This window comes from Paenibacillus phyllosphaerae (assembly GCF_014192105.1).
Taxonomy (GTDB): domain Bacteria; phylum Bacillota; class Bacilli; order Paenibacillales; family Paenibacillaceae; genus Paenibacillus_Z; species Paenibacillus_Z phyllosphaerae.
On the sequence record NZ_JACHXK010000035.1, the window covers coordinates 19977 to 40539 of the forward strand.

The 20563-nt window shown below is 54.2% G+C and carries 11 protein-coding genes; 3 read left to right on the forward strand and 8 right to left on the reverse strand.

The genetic code is table 11. The annotated features are described in order from the left end of the window. Positions 1-86: 86 nt before the first annotated feature. The 3 genes from FHS18_RS32645 to FHS18_RS32655 form a co-directional block, all read right to left on the reverse strand. Complete coding sequence (locus FHS18_RS32645) at positions 87-1250, reverse strand: DUF4317 domain-containing protein (protein ID WP_183604597.1); 1164 nt, start codon at positions 1248-1250, stop codon at positions 87-89. A gap of 187 nt (positions 1251-1437) precedes the next feature. Further along, positions 1438-2589, reverse strand: coding sequence for a HupE/UreJ family protein (locus FHS18_RS32650; protein WP_183604598.1), 1152 nt, complete (start codon positions 2587-2589; stop codon positions 1438-1440). Positions 2590-2678: 89 nt separating this feature from the next. Then, on the reverse strand, positions 2679-10499 hold the full coding sequence (locus tag FHS18_RS32655) for a lamin tail domain-containing protein (RefSeq protein WP_183604599.1): 7821 nt from the start codon (positions 10497-10499) through the stop codon (positions 2679-2681). Between the two features lie 275 nt (positions 10500-10774). Here FHS18_RS32655 and FHS18_RS32660 point away from each other — a divergent pair, with 275 nt between their 5' ends. After that, on the forward strand, positions 10775-12388 hold the full coding sequence (locus tag FHS18_RS32660) for a helix-turn-helix domain-containing protein (protein ID WP_183604600.1): 1614 nt from the start codon (positions 10775-10777) through the stop codon (positions 12386-12388). Between the two features lie 129 nt (positions 12389-12517). Here the strand turns inward: FHS18_RS32660 and FHS18_RS32665 are convergent, their stop codons facing one another. Beyond that, entirely contained in the window at positions 12518-13822 is a 1305-nt protein-coding gene (locus tag FHS18_RS32665; protein ID WP_183604601.1) for a carbohydrate-binding domain-containing protein, read from the reverse strand. A gap of 226 nt (positions 13823-14048) precedes the next feature. Then, complete coding sequence (locus tag FHS18_RS32670) at positions 14049-14705, reverse strand: Imm41 family immunity protein (protein WP_183604602.1); 657 nt, start codon at positions 14703-14705, stop codon at positions 14049-14051. Between the two features lie 268 nt (positions 14706-14973). On the opposite strand from FHS18_RS32670, the gene FHS18_RS32675 reads away from it, so the two are divergent. Beyond that, positions 14974-15828, forward strand: coding sequence for a helix-turn-helix domain-containing protein (locus tag FHS18_RS32675; RefSeq protein WP_183604603.1), 855 nt, complete (start codon positions 14974-14976; stop codon positions 15826-15828). 96 nt (positions 15829-15924) lie between these two features. Further along, entirely contained in the window at positions 15925-16836 is a 912-nt protein-coding gene (locus FHS18_RS32680; RefSeq protein ID WP_183604604.1) for a haloalkane dehalogenase, read from the forward strand. A 229-nt stretch (positions 16837-17065) separates the two neighbouring features. Here FHS18_RS32680 and FHS18_RS32685 read toward each other — a convergent pair whose 3' ends face one another. The 3 genes from FHS18_RS32685 to FHS18_RS32695 all read right to left on the reverse strand — a co-directional run bounded on the left by FHS18_RS32685 (position 17066) and on the right by FHS18_RS32695 (position 20379). After that, entirely contained in the window at positions 17066-18565 is a 1500-nt protein-coding gene (locus tag FHS18_RS32685) for a TROVE domain-containing protein (protein ID WP_183604605.1), read from the reverse strand. Positions 18566-19109: 544 nt separating this feature from the next. Beyond that, positions 19110-19829 (reverse strand): CPBP family intramembrane glutamic endopeptidase, encoded by a 720-nt coding sequence (locus FHS18_RS32690; RefSeq protein ID WP_183604606.1) that lies wholly within the window; start codon positions 19827-19829, stop codon positions 19110-19112. Next, entirely contained in the window at positions 19822-20379 is a 558-nt protein-coding gene (locus FHS18_RS32695; protein WP_183604607.1) for a PadR family transcriptional regulator, read from the reverse strand. The genes FHS18_RS32690 and FHS18_RS32695 overlap by 8 nt, the downstream gene beginning before the upstream one ends. Positions 20380-20563: the final 184 nt, after the last annotated feature.

Below are 20563 nucleotides of genomic sequence, written 5' to 3' on the forward strand. Positions count from 1 at the left end.
GCAGGAGGCTTCGGCGAAGCCCCCTGCTTTTCTTATGCGCTGCCCACTGGCGCCACATGGCACAAGCGGCATCGTACGCAAGCGGATTACAACGTCTCCGTCGTCAGCGTGAACCCTTCGATCACCGCGTCCTCGTCGACCTCGATCATGATGCAGCGCTTACCTTGATAATTCACCTGCCGCACATACCTCAGATCCTGAGGGCTGATCGAGATCGTCGCCACCTTCGTTTCGATCTTGATCGATTTGGACGTGTATTTCGGCATGACGCTGTTTGCTTTGATCTCGTAGTGCTTGTCATCAATGACCGATTGGAAGGCGAGCTCCACCTTCTCCGTCGTGACGTCTTCGACGCCGCTTGCCGTCAAGATCCGCTCGACATCGGTGTAATCCAGACGCGGAGGCTCTTCCGATTCATGGGACTCGATCACCTGGTGAACGGACTCGTACACTTGCGCAATCGTAGAGGCGTCCAGATAATCGCCGGCTACTTCCTTCACGATCTCCTCGAAGAAGCCGCGCTCTTCGTGCGCCGTCACGGTCCGCTCGGCCGTCAGCACCTGTTCGACGAAATGCAGATTCAGCTCGTTCGCTTTGCCCGCGCAATACAGCACGCGGTTTACGTCGGAATAATTGTCCGTCACGCTAGGGAAGAAGAATCCCTGCTCCGGCGTGCTTAATTTGATAATCGGATCGACAATGACGCTATACTTGAATTCCCGCTCCACATAATCGAACTGGAGCGTCTTGCGCGGCTGTTCCGTCGAGTTCACGCTGCCCAGAATGAACGGATGCGCGAACATCTCGTCCTTGCCGGTCTGCTCGGCCTCATCGTTCCTGGCCTTGGTCGGCCGGTAGTATTGCCCGCGGATGAACGTGACGACGGTGTCTTTCTCGTACCGGTTGTCCTTGAGCATTTTCTCCACCAACACGAGCATCAGGTTCATCCACTCTTCGGTATCGCCCGTGATCATGCCTTGATGGAGCAGCACCTGCGAAGGCTCTTCCGCCTCTTCCTGGAACTTCAGCTCGAATAGCTTCTGGTCCAGCTCGCCGGTCAGCAGCTTCTTGAAATTCTGCATATACAGCTCTTGCTTCTCCCGGTCCACCATGCCGAACGGCTGGCATTCGTAATGGTAGATTTCTTCGGTATCCTTCTGAATGTACACGTTCAGGATATCGTAAATTTGAAGCAAGTCGTGATCGAGCTTAAATTGTTTGCGAATATGCGCGAGTTCTTTTTTTATCATGTCCGTTCGACAGCTCCTAAGCGTTGTTATGGCTTTATAAGTATAAACGATGGCCACCAGCATATGTAAGGGGAACATGTCCGATCTCTATTCATGCGCAATATGGCCTACCGACGCGCCAACGCACAAAAGCCCTTCAACCGAAGGGCTCCCCATTGCTTCCTCTACTCTTACCAATCTTAATCAACTACAAAATCCGCATCACGAACCAATACAAACCAAACACCATGACGACCCCCGACACGGCCACATTGCTGTACGCGTAGAAGGACATTCTTCTTAACCACAGCAGGACGGGAATCAGCACCGCCAGTACCGCCAGCTGACCGGCCTCCACGCCGATATTAAACGAGAACAACGCGAGCACGATCGCATCAATCGGGGATTCCTGCAGCACCTGGGCAAAGCCGAAGCCGTGGATCAGGCCGAATAGCAGCGCGACGATCCAACGATGGTTGATTTCTTTGCGAAAAATATTCTCGATGGCAACATAAGCGATGCTCAGCGCAATAACGGGTTCGACGATGCTGGCCGGAAGGGTCACGACATCCAGCGCAGCCAGCGCGATCGTCATGCTATGGCCGACCGTAAAGGCCGTTAACACCTTCACATAATCCCATGCCCGCAGTCTGGCCATGACAAGCGCAAGGATAAACAACAGATGGTCAATCCCGCCCCAGATATGCTCCAAACCGATGACGAAATAATCCCACGCCGTCACCGTCCAGTTCGGCAGCTCGACCGTCGTGGTATTGCCCGCTTCTGCTCCGATGGCGCCGGCGGCCAAAGTCTGGCCGCTCGTAAATACGATGTCCTTCGACATCTCGCCCGTACGAATCGCCGCGAAGTTCTGATGATTGGCATCCATATCGAAGAAGAATCGATAATCGATCGAGTATTCGCCCGCCGCTTCGGCGAAATCGTATCCGAGCGCCATATGCAAATAGTCGATATCGTTGCGCGATTGAATCGATATGCCGTCGATCGAAGCCAGCTTGGCCGGCTGTTCGCCCCCTTTAACGATTAGCGACTGCTCGACCAAGGGTCTTAATTGCGCCTCCGTCCATGCCACATCCCCTTCGGCCGGACGCTTGCTGTCGCCTCCCAGCACGAATACGCCGCCTGATCGGACGTCCATCCATTGCGCCACTTCCTGCACATCCAGATCAATCTCATACGTCAAGCCGCTGTCGCTCACCCGGATATCGGAATAACCGAACGTGTTCATATGCGCGCTTGCCGGTGCGGCCGCCGCTCCTAGCGCAGCGATCAACAATACGGCTCCGGTTACCCATTTGGCGAATCGCAATGCCCCGCTGCCTTGTTTAACGAATTGCATGCCAGTTCCTCCTGCAGATGTCTTGTCCCATTCCATCGTACGGAGAAAGAGCCCCTGGACAAGCCAAAGGCTCTTCTCAATACGATCTGTTATTGCATATGCTCCAGCATCAGAGCGATGACCTTCGCCGTCTCGGCACGCGATGCCATGCCGTGCGGATCGAAGTTGTTGTTCCCCTTACCGGAGATAAGCCCCAGCTCGATCGCCTTGCTCACCGCATCTTTCGCCCACGCGCTAATCTGTTCTCCATCCGCAAAAGACGCGCCGCTTCCCGCTGCAGCAATCGTACCGCTTCTCAGCTCCAGCGCCCGAATGACCATCACGACCATCTCTTCCCGGGTGATTTCTTGGCCCGGTTCGAAACGATCCGCGCTGATGCCTTGCACGATGCCGGCCTCGTAAGCCGCCTGCACCGCCTCCGCATACCAGCTTCCGGCTTCTACGTCGCGGAAGGAAAGGCTGCCTGTGCTTGGCTGAAGTCTGAACGCCCTTGCCAACAGCGTGACGAACTCAGCTCTTGTCGTCGTTTGTGCAGCTCCGAACGTGTTGTCCGTAATCCCGGTTGTAACGCCCTCGAACGAGAGCAGCTGCACATAGCTGTATGCCCAGTGTTCCGGCTTAACGTCCGTATAAAGTTTACTGTAGGCCAATACGACATAAGTGCCCGCTTGTTCGACGGTCGCCGTATAACGGCCATCTTGGTAGGTGCCGCCGATAAAGGCTACCGTACCGTCTTCCGCAATGCGGTAAATGCCTGCCAAGCGTTCGTCGCTCACGCCGCTTGCCGCAAGCTCGATCGTAACCGGAGCCGTAAGCGGCGATTCGGTCGCGGAGTCGCCGCCGCGCTTGCCGAATCCGAGTTCGAGGAAGTCGCCTGCTATCGTGAAGCTTGCTTTGCGGCTCGTGCCATATTGCGCTGCCGCCTGATTAATTGCTTGCGACGAAGGTAACTTCGTGCTTACGTACAGCTCTTCCCCGCTGCCCAGCTTCCCGGCCAGTTCGGACAGCTTGGCCGCGCTAATAGTAATGACCGAGCCGTTCGCCAATCGAATCGTCACGTTCCGCTGGCCAATCGCTTGCAGCGCTTCGGCCGTGAAGACGATGCCTTCCGACGTTCCATTGTCCGTCAGCTGCACGGTATCGCCGCTTGCCGCAATGTCTGCCGCCGTCAGTCTGGTCCACTCGCTGCCCGTAGACGGATTCGTCTGGCTGCCGTCGCCGCCATCGTTGCCGGATCCGGTATTGCCGGAATTGTTGCCGCCGGAGTTACCGCCGTCCGGGTTGCTTCCGCCAGAACTTCCGCCGCTCGTGCCGGTGGTAAACTTCCAGATCGGCGATAAGGTCGAGGTCCCCGCCTGATCCGTCGCTTTGGCGTACCAGTAATAATCCGAATTGGCCGCAAGACCGCTCCAGGTCACGCTCGCTGCACCGTCGCTCTGAATCGTCTGTTTCGTGCCGATCGTCTTCGTGCCGTACAGATTGACGCCGATATAATCCGTCGCCACCTGCTTGGCCGGATCTTGCGTGACGAACGGAATGGTGAACTCATCGGAACCGTCTTCGTAGTAGTTGTAATCGTTCATATATGGCGAGTACGTCTTCACCTGGATTTGTTCCTTGGCCGGATCGAATTCCAGGAAACGCATGTAGCCTTGTCCGCCCATCGGGCCGGATTGATAGTCGGCCAGCATCTCCACGACGACGCGGCCGTCTTCCAGATGCTTCACGTTATAGCCCACGCCATGAATATGGCCGCACAGGACCAACTTGACGTTCGCGTTCTTCGCCACGATCTCATCCCAGATCATTTGGCCTTGGCCGGAATACGCGCCCGATGGCGAAATATATTCATGGGTACCGATAATGGCGTAACGGTCCGGGTATTTCTGCAAAATGTCGTTGGCCCACTTCACCGTATCCTCCTGAACGTTCCAGCCGAGGTACATAATGAGGAAATCCTGGCCGTTGGCGGATACGAGATCATAGTGGTCGCGGTTGTTGTTCAAGTCGTCGCCGTAGGTCGGCTGAACCTCGAACCGGTCGCGCCCGAAATATTTCCAGTATTCCGTGTAATCCGCATTGGCATGGTTCACGTCATGGTTCCCCGCAACGACGCCATAAGGGAGTCCCGCTTCCTCGATTACTTTGAAGCTTTCGTCGGCTACCGCCCACTCGTCCGGGCGATCCCAGTCATCCACGATGTCGCCGGTATGGATGAGGTAGCGGATATCCAATTCGTCCTTCATGGCGGCCACGTATTCCATCTGCGACCGGAAGATATCCGGATAAGAGTCCGCGTAATATTGCGTATCCGTGCTGAACGCAAACGTGAATTTACCGTCGCCGTCCGGATCGTCGGCCGGTTCCGCGGCTGCCTGATCCACGATCATGTCCTGGATCAGCACTTGGATCGCCTGATCCCGCACCATTTCATTCGCGGCCACCGTCGCTCTGAGCTCGAAGTCTTCGGCGCCGACGCCTCTTGCGGCGGCTTCCCATTTGCCCGTCGTATAGTTCCAGGTGTACATCGTCACCTGACGTCCTGCGAGGGAATGCCCTTTCCAGACGACCTCGATGTCGGCAATGCCCTTCGCGTCTTGATCCAACTTGAATTCGTAACGTTGGTAAGGGAACAAGCCATTCGCATCGGTGACGAAATATTCGCCGTCCTGCTTGGCAACCAACGCCTTCGCTTCAGCCGTGAATGCCGCTTCGCCTGCCGGATTCAATTCCAGCGGCGGCTCGCGGTCAACCGCGTTCGCGTATGCCGCAATGTCCGACTGCTCATTAAAGTCGTAGCGGTAGCCTTGGCCGAACGTCACGTCCACCTGTCCGCCGTTCGGATCGTTTGCCGTCACGCTAAGTACCGCTTGTCGGCTGATATTCGTCGCGCCTTCGGCCGGCGTCGGATTGAAAGGCGAATTCGGCGCCTCCTCTTCCGTCTCGAACACGCCCTTGCGCGTCGTTGTGTTGCCTGCGTTGTCCGTTGCCGTAACGGCGAAGATATGCTCGCCGACGAATAGCTCGGAAGCCTGAACCGTTACAGGAAGCTCGATCGGCTTGCCATCCAACGTAGCCGTGACCGAAGCTACGCCTGCCAGCGCGTCGCTAATGGCCGCCTGCAATTCGATAGCGCCGCTATACAGCTTGCCGTCTTCGATGGAGAACGAATCGAAAGTCGGAGCGGTATTGTCCACCACTGCCGTCTCGGTGACATTGCCGGATGCTGCCGACAACTGGAATGCATGCTCGCCATCGGTCAAGGCCGTCGTATCCAGCTCCGCATATACGCTATCGAACATGGAAGCCGGCACGTTAAACGTTATCTCGATATACTCGACATAACCGCTGCTATCGCCCACCTTATGCCGATCCGCAGGATCGATCGCGGTAAAGGTATTCGCATTCAGCGTCTTGGAGCGCGCCGACGTCCATGCGGCCGAAGAGCCGTCCGGCAGCAGCAGTTCTACGCCTTCGATGCGATAGTCGTCATTATTGGTCGCCGTTCCGAATTCCAGCGGATCGGCTGCCGTTCCCGCCGTAATCTTAATCGTATTCTCGCCCGGCTTCAGCACGTGCTTCGGAATGTCCACGTACTTCTGCTGATAGTAGGTGCTCGCCGGCAAGATCGTGACGAGCTCGTCATTGACGAACAGTCCATTCTTGAAGCTGGCCTGCATGTCATCCGCCCGGTACGTAATCGTCGGCGTTAGATGCATGGCCGCCTTGGTCTCGAGCTGGGCGCCGTCTACCGACAAGTTCAGCGTCTCGCCGGCCGTTGCCGTATTGCCATAGATGAAGGCCGTTCCGCTCAGGATTCCTCCGTCTGCGAATTCCACCCACAGCGGACCTTGATCTTCGAATGTCAGGCTGTAGTCGTTCGAACGGACGATGTTCTGCCCGTCGGTCGCTTCAAAATAGTAATTCACTTGCTCTGCGCCGAGCAGCAGCGCCTTATTCACTTCCGCGGACAGGAAGAGATTCGAGCCTGCCGCCGTGCGCTTCATGTTCACTTCCTTATACGCGCTGTCCTTGTCCCGCTTGAAGAACAGCGATATCCGCTTCACCAGTTGATCGTCCTTGGCCGTCGCTTCGAACGACAGCGAACCGAATGGCACTTCTTCCGTCGATTCGGCATGCTCGATCGTCGGTTTGACCGTATCGTCCGGCACTTGAACGAGCTGCTCCGGCACCTGTGCTTCCAGAAGCACGCCCGGCGTCGCCTGCATGCGCGCGGATCGCTTGACCATCTTCGTCGTGCCGTCTTTCGGATATTCGTAGACGACGCTCGTGCCGTCATTGTCGACTTCATCGATGCCGACGCTAAACCATGCCTGCACGATCGGGTTGCGCGCGTGATCGACCGCATAGTGCGAATCCTCGGCAAGGATAATACGGCCCTCGCTTGCATTGTTCATGCCGAGCGAGTAGATGGCCATGACCCGATTCTGAGGCAAATTGACGCCCCAATGCGCATTAAATTTGCTGACCGGCTCACCCTTGCTCAGATCGGATTGCACCCAGATGACTGCCGTTTCGCCAGCGGGCAGCTCGAAGTCCTGCGTCATGTCCCATTTGTCCGTGCCGCCGTGGTAATAGCCGTACACGATCTGATAATCTTTCAAGTTAACCGGTTGTGTCGAGTTATTGTAGACCTCAATGTATTCATACGCATCGCTGCCGACATCATCCGGGACAAGCTCCGTAATGAGCAGCGGCGGCACGATCGAGGATAGCGATTCGAGCACGTTAATTTCGAACGGCTTGTCCTGTACGCCTTTTTTCACCGACGATTGCACGCCGTCCGATGCTTCGAAATAATAATAGAGCTTCGTTGCGCCCTTGAGCGCGGCTGCCGGAACGACCGCCTCGTACGTGCTGCCTTCCTTCAAGGACATCGGCAAGACGACGTAATCGGCCGTCAGATCCGTCTTGTAGAACAGCTTGGCCGCTGTTACTGCCGTATCATCCTTGAATTGAGCGGCGATCGGCCAATCCTTGGCGGCGATGGTGCCCGCTGCCCGCGTATGCTCAATGACCGGCGGCAAATAGTCGCCCGGAAGCGAGACCGGCACGGCCGGCACCTGCCCGGCAACAACAGCGCCCGGCGTCGGAGCAACTTTCACGCCCCACTTGACCATATTGCTGCTCACATAGTTCGGCAGATAGGTCACCGACGTATCGGTTAAGTTATCCGGCGCTGGATTATCGGTCGTCGCCGTATCGTTATACGCGGCGGATACGACCGCAAGGCCGGACTTCGTCTTGATCGTCACGACTCTTGGCGACGTGTTCGCAAGGCTGCTCTCGCCGGCAAGATCGACCAGATCGTCCGCCGCGATCATCCGCTCCCCGGTAAGCTTATAGGCGGTGTTGAAGCTCTCGACCGAACCATTGTCGTCCGTAGGCTCCATCCGCAGTACGAGCGTTCGGCCCGGCTCCATTCGGACATTGTCCTTGAACTGCCAGATGTACTGGGTAACGCCGTTCAAGTCCGTATAATCGATGTAATAGTCCTGCAGCGAGATCGTCTTGTCGCTGTTGTTGTACAGCTCGATATACTCCCATGCCGGAATGTCGACCCCATTCACGTTCGGGCCGTTAAATACCATCTCGGTAATCAAGAGGTAAGACGGCTCGCCCTCACGCTCCACGTTCAGCGCGTAAGCTGCACCTGTACCCGAAGGATTTTGCGTGACCCCGGTTTCGTTCTCGATCATGAAATAATACTCGATCTTGCCGGCCGCGGCCATCGCGCTTGCGGGAATCACGGCCGACACCGTATACGTGCCGTCTTCCTTCTTCGTCACCGTCATCTGGACAATGTTGTAGAAGGTCTCGAATTCCGCTTTATAGAACATTCTGGCGTTCTTCAATTCCGATACGCTCGTAACGGCAGCCGTCACCGTTACATCCTGCGGGGTGGTGCTCGTCACTGCTGGCTCATAGGTGACCGCCGGCAGCTTGGTCGGGTCCTCCACCTGAGGCAGCGGAACTTGGCCATCCAGCAGCGTGCCCGGCGTCGGCGTCTGCTTGGACACCAGCTTCGCCATCATCGCGCCGGCCTGGTAGTGATACAGCACGCTTGTGCGGTCTCCGCTGTCAGTGACGTCTTTGGGCCCAATGGCAATATCATTATACCGGGCCGACGAGATGGTCCGGTCATCGGCAATGGACTTGATCGAGGCCATATAGGTGCCCGTATTGACCAGATTGCCACTGTCCTGCTTCATGAGCGCAATCTGACTCTCCGTCAGCGAGACGCCGTAGGCGCTGTTCACGAGGGACAGGCTGCTGATCTTCCGCAGCAATACGATCGATTGCCATGGCGCGAGTTCCTTGTCTTCCGGAAGAAGCCACTTGTAGGTCGTCGTACCGTTATAGTTCTCGTAGTACACATAGTAATCCGATAACTTGATCGTTTCGGCGCTGTTGTTGTAAACCTCGATGAATTCCGACTCTTCATCGCCGGGCGCGTTGAAAACAATCTCGGTAATGAGCAAATTCGGATTGCCGCGATCAACCGTGAGCTTATACGACTCAGAGCGCGCGAGCCCTTCCCCATTCACGACCGTCAGGTAATAGTCCATGTTGGCCGAGTAATGAATGGCTGAAAGCCCGATCGTGCCGGATAAGGTGTAGGTATTCTCACCGGGTTCAATCGCCATCTCGATCGACTTATACACCTGCTGGCCGCTGTCCTTGAAGTACAGCGTGGCTGATTGCAGCGCGGAAGGACTGGATACGGAAGCCGTAACCGTCGCCTCCTGCAGCGGGGTCGTACCGATTGGCGTATGGGTAATGACGGCAAGCGCCGACGGATCGGCCGCCACCGGATCCGGAACCTGACCGGCCAGCACGGTACCCGGCGTCGGTACGCCGAAGTTGAACCAGCGCTCCATCGCGCCGCTGTCTGGATTGAACTTGTAGGTGACGCTTGTTTTGTCCTGATCATCCCCACTCTCGGTGTTGCTGATCGTCGCATCGTTATAACGCGCGGACGAGAGGATCTGATGGTCGGCAACGGTGCGGATCTGGGCCGTATACGTACCCGTATTGATCAGATTGCCGCTGTCCTGGATCATGATGGCGATCTGCTGCTCGGTAAGCGTTACGCCATAGTCGCTGTTCACGGTCGCCAGGTTGCTGCTTTTTCCGAGCAATGCGACGGTTTGCCAAGGCCCCAGTTCTTGGGACGGAAGGCGCCACTGATAGCTTTTGGTGCCATCGAAATTCTCGTAGTAGACGTAGTAGTCCGATAAATTAGCAGCTGCCGCGCTGTTATTGTAGACTTCGATATACTCCGATTTCTCCCCCGTGTTAGGAGCGTTGAAGACGATCTCCGTAATCAGGAGACTCGGGGTCGTTGCCGCTGCCAGCTGCGAGGTGGCAAGATCTCCTTCCAGTTCCGGTTCAGACTCCGGATCCGTATTAGCAGGCATCTCTGGCTCTACGGGCTCTGCTGGCTGTTCAATAACAAGGTCATAGGCCGCATCGTCCTTGGCAGGACTGCGAGTAACGCCGTTCGCATTCCCGATTTCGAAATAATAATCGATGCTTGCCGCATCCAGCATGGCCTGCTGAGGGATGACGCCGGTTACGGGCGCGTATCCGTCGACGGGTTCGCCGATCGTCATCGGCATGGAATCGAATGCCTCCGCTTTACCGTTCCTATAATACAGCGTTGCCGACACGAGCGCCGTCTCGGTAAATACAGACAACGCAACGGGCACGTCCTGCGGTACGGTCGAATCGGTCTTCTTCTCGTACGCGACGATTGGCAGCGCCGACGCAGCTTCCTCCGCGTATGCCGATTGCACGCTCAACCACGGAACAGCGCCTCCAGCGGAGCCCGTTACAACAAGCACGGCCGTCATACATCCGGCTGTCCATCGTTTGACTCGGTTCAAACTGAACATGTTCTCCTCTTCATCTCCTCAATTCCCATAGTATTGAACCTCACAAAGGGTAACGGAGAAGCTGAAGGCTGACAATAAACATCTGATTCGATTTTTTTCGTTATCTTCTGTCATCGCGATGAAGCGGCCAGAATCGAAAAAAATGCATCATTTCGGAAAAACCGACACCTTTTTATTAACAAAACGATGACATCTCCCGCATATTGACGTTAACAAATCTGAAGTAAGATATAGGATGCTATAGCATCAATTAGGAGGGATGATCCATGAGAATAACATGGGACGGAAGGACAATAACAGGCGTAACCATGATCGTAGCAACCCTGTCTCTGCTTTATCTGTTAGCCGTCTCCATGCTGAACAAATCCGTCATCGACGATACGCTGGAGGACCATCATATTCAGTTGGAGAACGCGGTTGCCCGTCTGGAATCGTCCGATTCGCATGACAGTCTCACCCGAATGCTGGAAGAAGCGTCGGAACACGAGGCGATGCTGGGGAAACTGGTCATCCTCGCGGCGAACGGCGAGGAGTTATATCGAACGGAACCGGCAGCCTCCTGGCTGGTGCCTTCTTTCGAGCCGGGTCACAATATTGCATATGGCAACAATCGCTACTACTTATATACCGAAGCCGCTAAAGGCTTGACATACATTACCGCGGTCGGGAAAGCAGAGGCCGCTCGGCACTATCCGTCCTTCTTGAACGCTGCACTCGCCATCTTGTGCCTGCTATTAGCTCTCAGTCTGATCATCATTCTCCTGTTCAGCACGCAGCTCCTCGCTCCGGCGAGCGCTATCTTAGGTGCTGTATCGAGCCGAATACCGCTTTCCGCTAACCGGAGACTTGCTCCGGAAGAAGCCCGGCTTGCGATCCAACGTCTCTTGACAGAGCGCGATCGCACCATGGAGACCGTAGACCAATACAGTCCCTCATTAACGACGTTGGACTTCATGAATGACATTAAAGGCATGAACCCGGATCTACTACGGTTCGAAGCATCGTCCATGAACAGCGGCAGCAGCTTGGTCGTCTTGTACGAATTGCGTCCCCAGGGTACTGAGGCTGACCGGGCAGCTACGCCCTTTGAGCCAACAAAAGATGGCCTGCGCGGCATGATTAGCGCCGTCCGCCAATTCGCCGAAAGGTTCGCGACCCGCTCGCATACGTTTCAGCTGGAGCCAATGCAGATTATCTCTATTTTTTACGATACGGATCGGAATTCACTGATTACCGACATAAGGAAGCAACTGGCGAAATGGGAACACGGGCCCTTTCGCGATGGGAGGCTCGCCATTGCCGTGAGTGATCAATACGCGCCTCAGGTCTCGCTCGGTGAGGGGTACCGGCGTGCTCTCGAAATGATCGGACATGCCTCCGGAGCCGGCAAAATCGAGGTTATCACGGAATGGGAACAACCCCCGTCGGTTACCGTTCAACCGCAGCGCAAGCGGAAGCCCGTCCTGAAGGAGTTCGACAAACCGTTAAATGTAGGGGAAGAGACTGTCGAGGAGATCGCCGAGCCCACGGCGGAGAGAATGGACGAGCTTGCCGAATTCGTGCTCGATATTATACACAAGAAGTATCACCAGGATTTGTCGCTGAGCTATCTATCCGATCTGCTGAGCATGTCCAGCACCTATCTCTCCACCTATATTAAGGAAAAAACCGGCTGCACATTCAGTGACCATCTGCACCGGGTGAGAGTGGAGAAAGCCCAGGAAATGCTCATTACGACGGACAAAACCATTAACCATATTGCCGAACAAGTGGGCTACGTCAATTTCTCCTCTTTCAACCGGATGTTTAAGAAGGAAACGGGCGTCACGCCGCGAGAGTATCGGAAGCGGAAGATTATTCAGTATCATAAGAGCGGGTGAAGTAGGTTCTGCAAGGTCGTGGAGTTGTGGGCATTTATGTAGATTTGCTTTTTTGGTATCCACACAAATAAAAGACGTTTCCACAACCACTGTTCCGTGATTGTGGAAACGTCCTTCCGTCAACTGGCGTTATGGGCGCTTTCCTCTGCCCATGCCACCGCCACCGCCGCCGCCGCCGCCATGCGACATGGTAATTTCGGTGATTTGTTCGCCATTGACGGTCACCGTGCCGCCGTTTAGCTGCGCTGTGCCATCCGCGTCAAAGGCTGAAGTCGCTTCTACATTGATCGTTCCGCCATTCACATAGAGATCGCCGTTGGAATCGAATGCATCCGTATCCCCGCTGCCCATGCTTACGTCAATCGTGCCTCCATTGACTTCAATCTTCACGTCGGCGCTGACTTTCTGCGCGGCATTGATGCCGTCATTTTTCGCATACATCGTGATCTTGCCATCATTGATCAGGACGTAGTTCGACTCGATGCCTTCTTCAGAGGTGCTGATGTTAATGGTCCCGCCATCGATTTGAACCTTGCTGTTACCGGTGATGGCGTCATCGACAGCGGCGATGTTGAGCGTGCCGCCTTTGATATAGATATACCCGAGCGTAGCGTCCTCTTCGTTCTCGCTATGCAGCGCATCCTTACCCGTATCGATGGTAATCGCGCCGTCGCTGATCAGAATGCCATCGTTAGCCTCGATCGCATCGGCAGAGGACTCGATGTTATACGTGCCGCCCGTAACTTTGACATCATCCTTGGAGGAAATACCGTTGCCCGCGGCAGATACGATGTCTAACGATCCAGTCCCGTTCAGCGTCACATCGGATCTTGAGAAAATAACGGCATCCAGATTGGTATCCCCGTCCGCCACATAGGTTCCGGTTACCTCCATATGGTTCGTGCTGTCCGTGGAAGTGACGAACACTTTATCCGCTGTTTTCACGTAAATCGCTGGTGCGTCTTCATTCGTAATGCTTACGCCGTCCAGGACGATTTGCACTTTGGCATCGTCGGCAGCTTCGACTACAACCGTCACGTTCTCAGCTTCGCCGCTTAGTACGTAGACGCCCTCGGTAGTCAACGTTACGTCTTTACCGCTTTCCAATTGAATGGATGTCGCGGCCGCAAGGTCAGCCGACTGCTCCAAGTCCCGATCGCTGAATAAGGACGTTGTATCTAGAGCGGAAGCTGCCGCTGTGGATGTGCTGCTGGATGTCGATGCAGTGTCTGCAGTTTGCGTCGTTGTTGATTGCGTATTCCCGGTTTGAGCTGTTGCGTTTGCTGCTTGAGTCGTAGTCGTTTGCGTGCTTGCCGTTTGAGTCGTTGCGGTATTCTCGCTGCTGACCTGTGCCGTAGAGCAACCTACAGCGGACAAGCTCAGTAACAGGGCCATGGACATTACACTTAGGCTTTTCATCTTATTGTTTTTCATTCTAGAACACTCCTCGTTCATCATCTATTTTGGTGGTCGTTAGTCGTTTTGCTTAACGTCATATGGCTATCATGAGGCTTGTAACTTAAATCAACCTTAAACATTAGTGAGGATTAAAATTAGTTTCTCGCAATGAAAAAACCTCAGACCGGGAATGGTCTGAGGAGCTTGAAACACACACCTATCAATTGAGTTTTTGGTCACTGAATCTTTGGTTTACTTCAAGTCATTTTGATTTATTTTTTAAACTATACGGTGAGTACCTCTTCATAACCCATTCATGGAATACTCGATAAGCCGTACTGGAATCAGTTGCAGAGAAAATAAACGTCCCCTGTACCTCTCTAAGACTTAACTTTGACTCAATAAGCATTTTGTCATCTTCCTCATTCAAAAATATATCATACGTACTATCCGTATTTTTGAAACCCACAGCATGGATATCAAGTCCCTGTTTAAAAAAGCCTAAGTGTATTATGGGCGGCTCTATTTCAACATTTTCTTTGAAGATTGGATTTTTGAGTTCTTCATCAAAGTTGCTTTCATCAATCAGATACCCTTTAAAATATCCATCTACTAAAAAACTAAGACGCTCTATTATTAAATTTAGTTTGATGAAAGGGAAATTCTCAGTCTGCCCTACATTGATATCAGAATATTCCCAAATGATAAGTTCTAAGATTTTTGCATGCATGTAGCTAATTGCTCTAGAGATTTCCCTATCTAATGGTTGATCAATCGTTTCTTTGATTACTACCCTCACACTATTGTAGAGTTCCCAAAAGAGTGGAAAATCAAATAATGATTCTTCACTTAATTTATGTATGAAAGTGTTTTCAACACAGCTAAAGTTATTGAAAAGCACTTTTAATTCGTTATCCATAATGCCCCTCCAATTTCCTTCTTCATTAAAAAATTTCAATATTACCTATAAGTCCCGGAGACGGTCTGAGTATCGATACGTTCATATTCTTTCCTTACGAGTAGTGAACAACACTACAATGGCTCGATTGTGGAACTATATCCATCGATTGTAATTATTCCAGACGATAGCAGGCAGCTCTCGTAAAGATCCGCCATTCGGATATAATGAAGCCAACGACGAAGTTTCATCTCCTATCGGCAGATCAGCCAATGCGAAAGGACCGCCCATGCTTATTCAACGTTTCACGCCCACATTGCAGCTGCTTCCCTATATTGAAGGCATTCATGTGCAAGAGGATTGGCACCCGGCCAACTTCGCCAACCGCAATCCGGTCAAAGTACTCCCTTCCTCGATGACGGTCATCGGGATTCAATATGGTCAGCCGATGCGGATCGTGGAGAACAATACAGAGATCTCAATGGGCTCAAGCGGAATAACGGGCATACATGCCAAGGTCAAAGAATACGTCAGCACCGGCGCAATCGGTACCATCATCATTCCATTCAAGCCCGGCAGATTGGCTCGTTTCACCTCGATTCCGATTCATGAATTTCAGAATATGGACGTGCCTTTGGAGCTTATTTTCCCCGGACCCAACGTACGGGAGATGGAAGAAAAACTTGCAGGCGCCGCAAGCGCGGCCGAACGCGTCGGCATCGTCGAGCAATTTCTGCTATCTGTATGGCGGGACCGAGAGGACGAGCAGATGATCCTTCTGGCCGCCAAGCAAATTATGAATCGGCAAGGCAACCTGTCGATTGAGCAGCTGGCCGCGCAATTTTATGTCAGCAGGCGCACCTTGGAACGCAAGTTCAACCAACTGATCGGCGCGTCGCCCAAGCAATTCGCAAGCGTCATTCGCTTCCAGCATACGATTCAGCTCCGTAATGCCGGGTTCGACTACCTCGATATCGTGCAGGCGTGCGGGTATGCGGACCAGGCTCATTTTGCCAAAGACTTCAAGTCGTTCGCGGGCCTCCGTCCCGAGCAGTTCTTCCGCAGCGAAATCCAGCCGGAGCTGAAGCAATCGTTCAACGAAAACGACGATGATTCCCGGCCCAATCAACAGCTGTACTTCTGAAGCTAATACATTGTCGCATTTCTACAAGGAGCGATTCGGATCCGCATGATAAGCTCATCCTATCAACTGAACTTAGGTGAAGGAGCTGCGCGCGACATGTCCAATCCGGAGACGCTGCCAATTGAATCCCGCTACTTAGCGGTTAACGGCCATCGGCTGCATTACATCGATCAAGGAAACGGTAATCCCGTCGTGTTCCTGCACGGCAATCCGACTTGGTCGTACACCTTCCGCAACATCATTCCCTACGTCGAGCGTTCGCATCGCTGCATCGCCGTCGACCTGATCGGGATGGGCCGTTCCGACAAGCCGGACATCGGCTACACGTTCCTGGAGCATGTCGACTACGTGACCCGCTTCATCGAGCAATTGGAGCTGACGGACATCGTGCTCGTCGGACATGACTGGGGAGCGGCCATCGGCTTGCACTATGCGATGAACCATCCGGACAAAATCAAAGCCGTCGCGATGCTCGAACCGCAAGCGTTGTATCCGAATGCCGCGTGGTCCGATTTCTCTCCGCCAGAGGCGGTGCCCCTGTTCCAGCAGCTGCGTGACCCTTTAGAGGGCTGGCCGTTCATGCGGGACAACAGCGTGTTCGTCGAAGGGATGACGAGCACGATCATCAACCGGCCGATCTCTCCGGAGGAGCATGAGAATTATCGGGAGCCGGTCCGCAATCCGGAAGACCGGAAACCCATGTGGGTATTCCCGAATCAGATCCCGATCGAAGGCCGTCCGACCGAGGTGGTGGATGCAGTGAACGCGCGTAATGCGTGGTTTACGTCAACGCCTATTCCAAAGCTGTTGTTCTACGCGACACCGGGCTGTACGGTGCGAGAGCCGCAGCTCGACTGGTGCCGGGAGCAGCTCAGCAACCTGACTCTCTGCGATATCGGCCGAGGATTCCACCATCTGGCGGAAGAAAATCCGCATGCCGTTGGGCGGGAACTGCAGCGATGGCTGCAGCAGGTGAACGGGAGCGAGGACTCGAGCGGAGTCTCTTAGCACAAACGACTACAAGCCTTTCGCAGCCGACAAAAATAAGCCGCAGACCTCAGGTCTACGGCTTATTTGTCATCCTATACTCAGCGTTCAAACTCGATTGTTTCCTGAACATACGCCAGTCGTTCTTCACACGATCGGACTTCGACCATCCGATCGTGTTCGTTTTGTCGGCGCAATACGAGCAGGAACAATGAATCTTCCCTAACACCTCATCACTCAGATAGCTCCGTTATTCATCCAAACCCATTACGCTCACTTCATCCACCATCGTCCGGTAGCCCTGGATCGTCTGCGCGATAAAGGATAGCACCGTATCGCTCCAACCATAGATATAGTAGGTGCGCGGGTCCCTGTCGGGAACCATCGCATGCCGGTACGGGGCGATGTCCACGATGAATGCTTGCACGTCCGGATTCACGGACGACCGATAACGTCTTAGCTCCTTGTAAAAAGCACTGCCGCTGTTCTGCTGCTCATCGGTAATGATGATGATGTGGTCGACCTTCCGCTTCTCCTCGATCAGCTTCCGCACGGGCGCGCCGGTATCCGTTCCGCCGCGGGACCGAATCTGCGACGCCTGCGTTAGAATGCTGTCGTGGCGCGATGGGTTGGCGTCGATCACCTGGGTGTCGAACAGCCAGAAGAGCGAATTGCCACGGGTCTTTTTGTACAGGGCCAAAGCGAACACCGAACCGGTCTCGAGATACTGACCTTCCATGGATCCGGAGTTATCGAGGAAAATCGCCGTCTGTTCGCCGAGATCCGGCAAGTTATCGAATGTCAACTCGACCGCTTCCCGCATCGCGTCCTTCAACTGCGGATCGCTCAATTGACGGAATGCCGTGGCGAAACGGAACGGCAAAATCTTCGCTTTGCGCAGCGCTGGCTCGTCCGTTAGCCGGCTTACGACATACTCGAGGTTGAGCGGATCTTCCAGCACGCCGGCTCGCTGTAGCGCGTTCATATGCCGCAGGAGCGCGAACGTCGGCATCTGGTAGAGCAATGCTTCCCAGACCGCCTTCGTCGGCTTAATCGCGCCGGTCACCGTCTCATACGGCAGCTTGCCGCGCGCAATGCATGCGATCTGCTCCTCCTCGGTGGATGCCAGCTTCAACTGCTCGAGCGCCTCGACTTGGGGCAGCAAAGCGAGATTCGCCTCCAGCCCGCGCAGATAGCGGAACAGCGCCTGCTGCTTCAGATCCTCCGGCTTCGGATGCGCGGTGGCGATCGCATCGCCGAGACTGTATCCGCGGCCGCGGCCGTTATATTTGATCGCCCAATATTCGGATACGCCGGATAAGAAGCGATTGACCTGCCGTTTCACGGCGCGGCCGCCCTCGCCCCGCCCGTGACTTTTGAGAATCGTAAGGAAGTCCGCCAGATCCGATGGGACGCGCACCACCTGCAGGAAGATCTGCGCGAATAGATCCGACCGGTACATCGATAGAACGACCAATCCGAACAAAGGCTGCAGCCGCATGAATCCGCTGTTGCGCGCGAACACGATCGCACGTGCCATGAAATTCGGGTTGCTGCCCGCTATCTCATGATGCAGCTTCTCGGCGTCTTGAAGCAGCTCGCTGCTGTCCGCGTAGTAGGTGTTGCTCATCGTATTCGTTAGCAGCGTCTGCAGATATTGCTCCTCCAGCGAACGCGTGAACGCTGGATAGCCGTCGTAATTATGCGTATCTGCCCGGTGGGAACCGAACAGCTTGTTGGCCATACTCATAGGGGTAATCCTCCTTAAGGGAACTCCGGCGAGGAAAAGGCGGGAAAGGTGCGCAGGCGTCGAACCTGCATCGGGGCCAGATTGAACGTTAACAATAAATGGATGAGAAGGAACCCTTCCCGGCGCCTCACCGGATTGTCGTGGAAGTTACGAAGCGAAGAAGATGGGGAGAAGGTTATGGCGCCGTATGACGCCACTGATCTTTTGGAGTCGAAGTAACCCTCTCTGGCGCCTCGCTTCGTCATTAACTTTGAGCGGAACACCGAGGAAAGTAGTTGGAAAGGTACATGCTGCTCTACCAACTGAGCTATTCCTCCGGGTGGAGGAAGTTGGACTCGAACCAACGACAAGCCGATTACGATTCGAAGTAACCCTTCCGAGCGCCTCGGTGATCTTGCTGCAGGCCGCCGCTGGTTTCGCACCGGCCTGATGGGTCTATCTTCGCTTATTTGCGAGGCGCCGAACATGGCGAAAGTATTACGAAGGCGCATAAAGTTTTCCATTTTAGCCAAAAGATTTGCGGAGTTGGTGAATGTACAGGGAGTTATTTCATGAACAAAGCGAAGAAGATGACGACGTCCTGCAGGAAGTGGATCAGGAGCGCCCAGAAGAAGCCTTTGGTCTCGAGCATCGATTTGGCCAAGAACCAGCCGATGAAAGCCGCCATTAATACGCCTGGAATACCGCCCGGCGTGCCGAAATAATGAACGATACCGAAGGTAGCGGCCGCTAAGCCTTGCGCCACGTATGGAGAGAAGCCATATCGGGTAACAACCGCGACGAATGAGAATCGGAAAATGATTTCTTCTGCGAACGCATTGGTGAGAGCAAAGGCGAGGATGAAGAGGATTCCCGGGAACAGACTGAGCTGTAAGCCGTCTCCATGAATCACTTGGAAGTAGATGACAATTGCGGTGACCGACGTAATGACGATGGCAAAGTTGCGGCCGAGGTGGCGCCAGGTTTCGGTTGCCTTCGGGTTGATGCCGATCCACGGTTCAGGCCGAATGGTCCCATCCCGCTTCCTTAAGTTCAAATAGGCCAGACCTTCTCGGCCTGTCAGCCCATACACGATCCCGATCAGAATGACGACCAGCACAAGAACCGCGAGTTGGTAGCTGAGTTCTTGATTGTAGATGTCGCGGTCGAATAGCTGAAGTGCGAGCGGCTCACTTTTGCGAATCCATAACAGCAGTGGTGCAATCCCGATCACGATAAGAGTGATCAACGCGATGGGCCAAATGGGTTGACGACGATTATCCATTCTTCTCTCCCCTGTCCGGTTGGTTTAGCAATTGCAGCGCATGCTCGCACCATTCGATCGTCATCCGAAGATAGCGTTCGCCGTAATCGAGCGTGAGCAGCCAGAGCTGCGCTTGCTTGCCTTGGTCTTGCGGAATGCTGGCTTTGATGCCGGTTAGCAAGGGACGTAGCTGATGGCATGTTGCTAACTCTTGTTCAATGTAGGTGAGAAGCTGCGGGATATGACGCTCATCCGCTACAAAAATCTTCATCAGCAGCTCGTTGCGCATCGTGGACTCTTCAGGCGCCTGCATGAGCCAGGAGTCCAGCTGCTGACAGCCTTGCTCGGTTACGCCGTAGACAATTTTGCGCCTGCCCGTCTCCGATTCCTCGATGACTGTGACCGAACCCTCTTGCTCCAGCTGCTTGATGCTCTTATGGATATGGCCATAGGATTCGTTCCAAAACAGTCCGATGCTCTCCTTCGAGAACTTCACGAGTTCATAGGCGCTCATCGGCTGCATGCGCAGTAGGCCGAGGATGGCAAAATGGGTCGTGTTGATTCGCTTCATGCGTACCTCCTTTTCACCGTTAATGTATCTTTAAGATATATAATTGGAATTATAAACCGTTCGAACACCGCCCACAAGCCCATTTACGAAAAAAAAACTACGACTGACCAATTAACATACAATGCTTAGTTTCGGCTTCTTGAAGGTACTTTTGTGGATCACGTCGGAAGCGACGCCGTTTTGT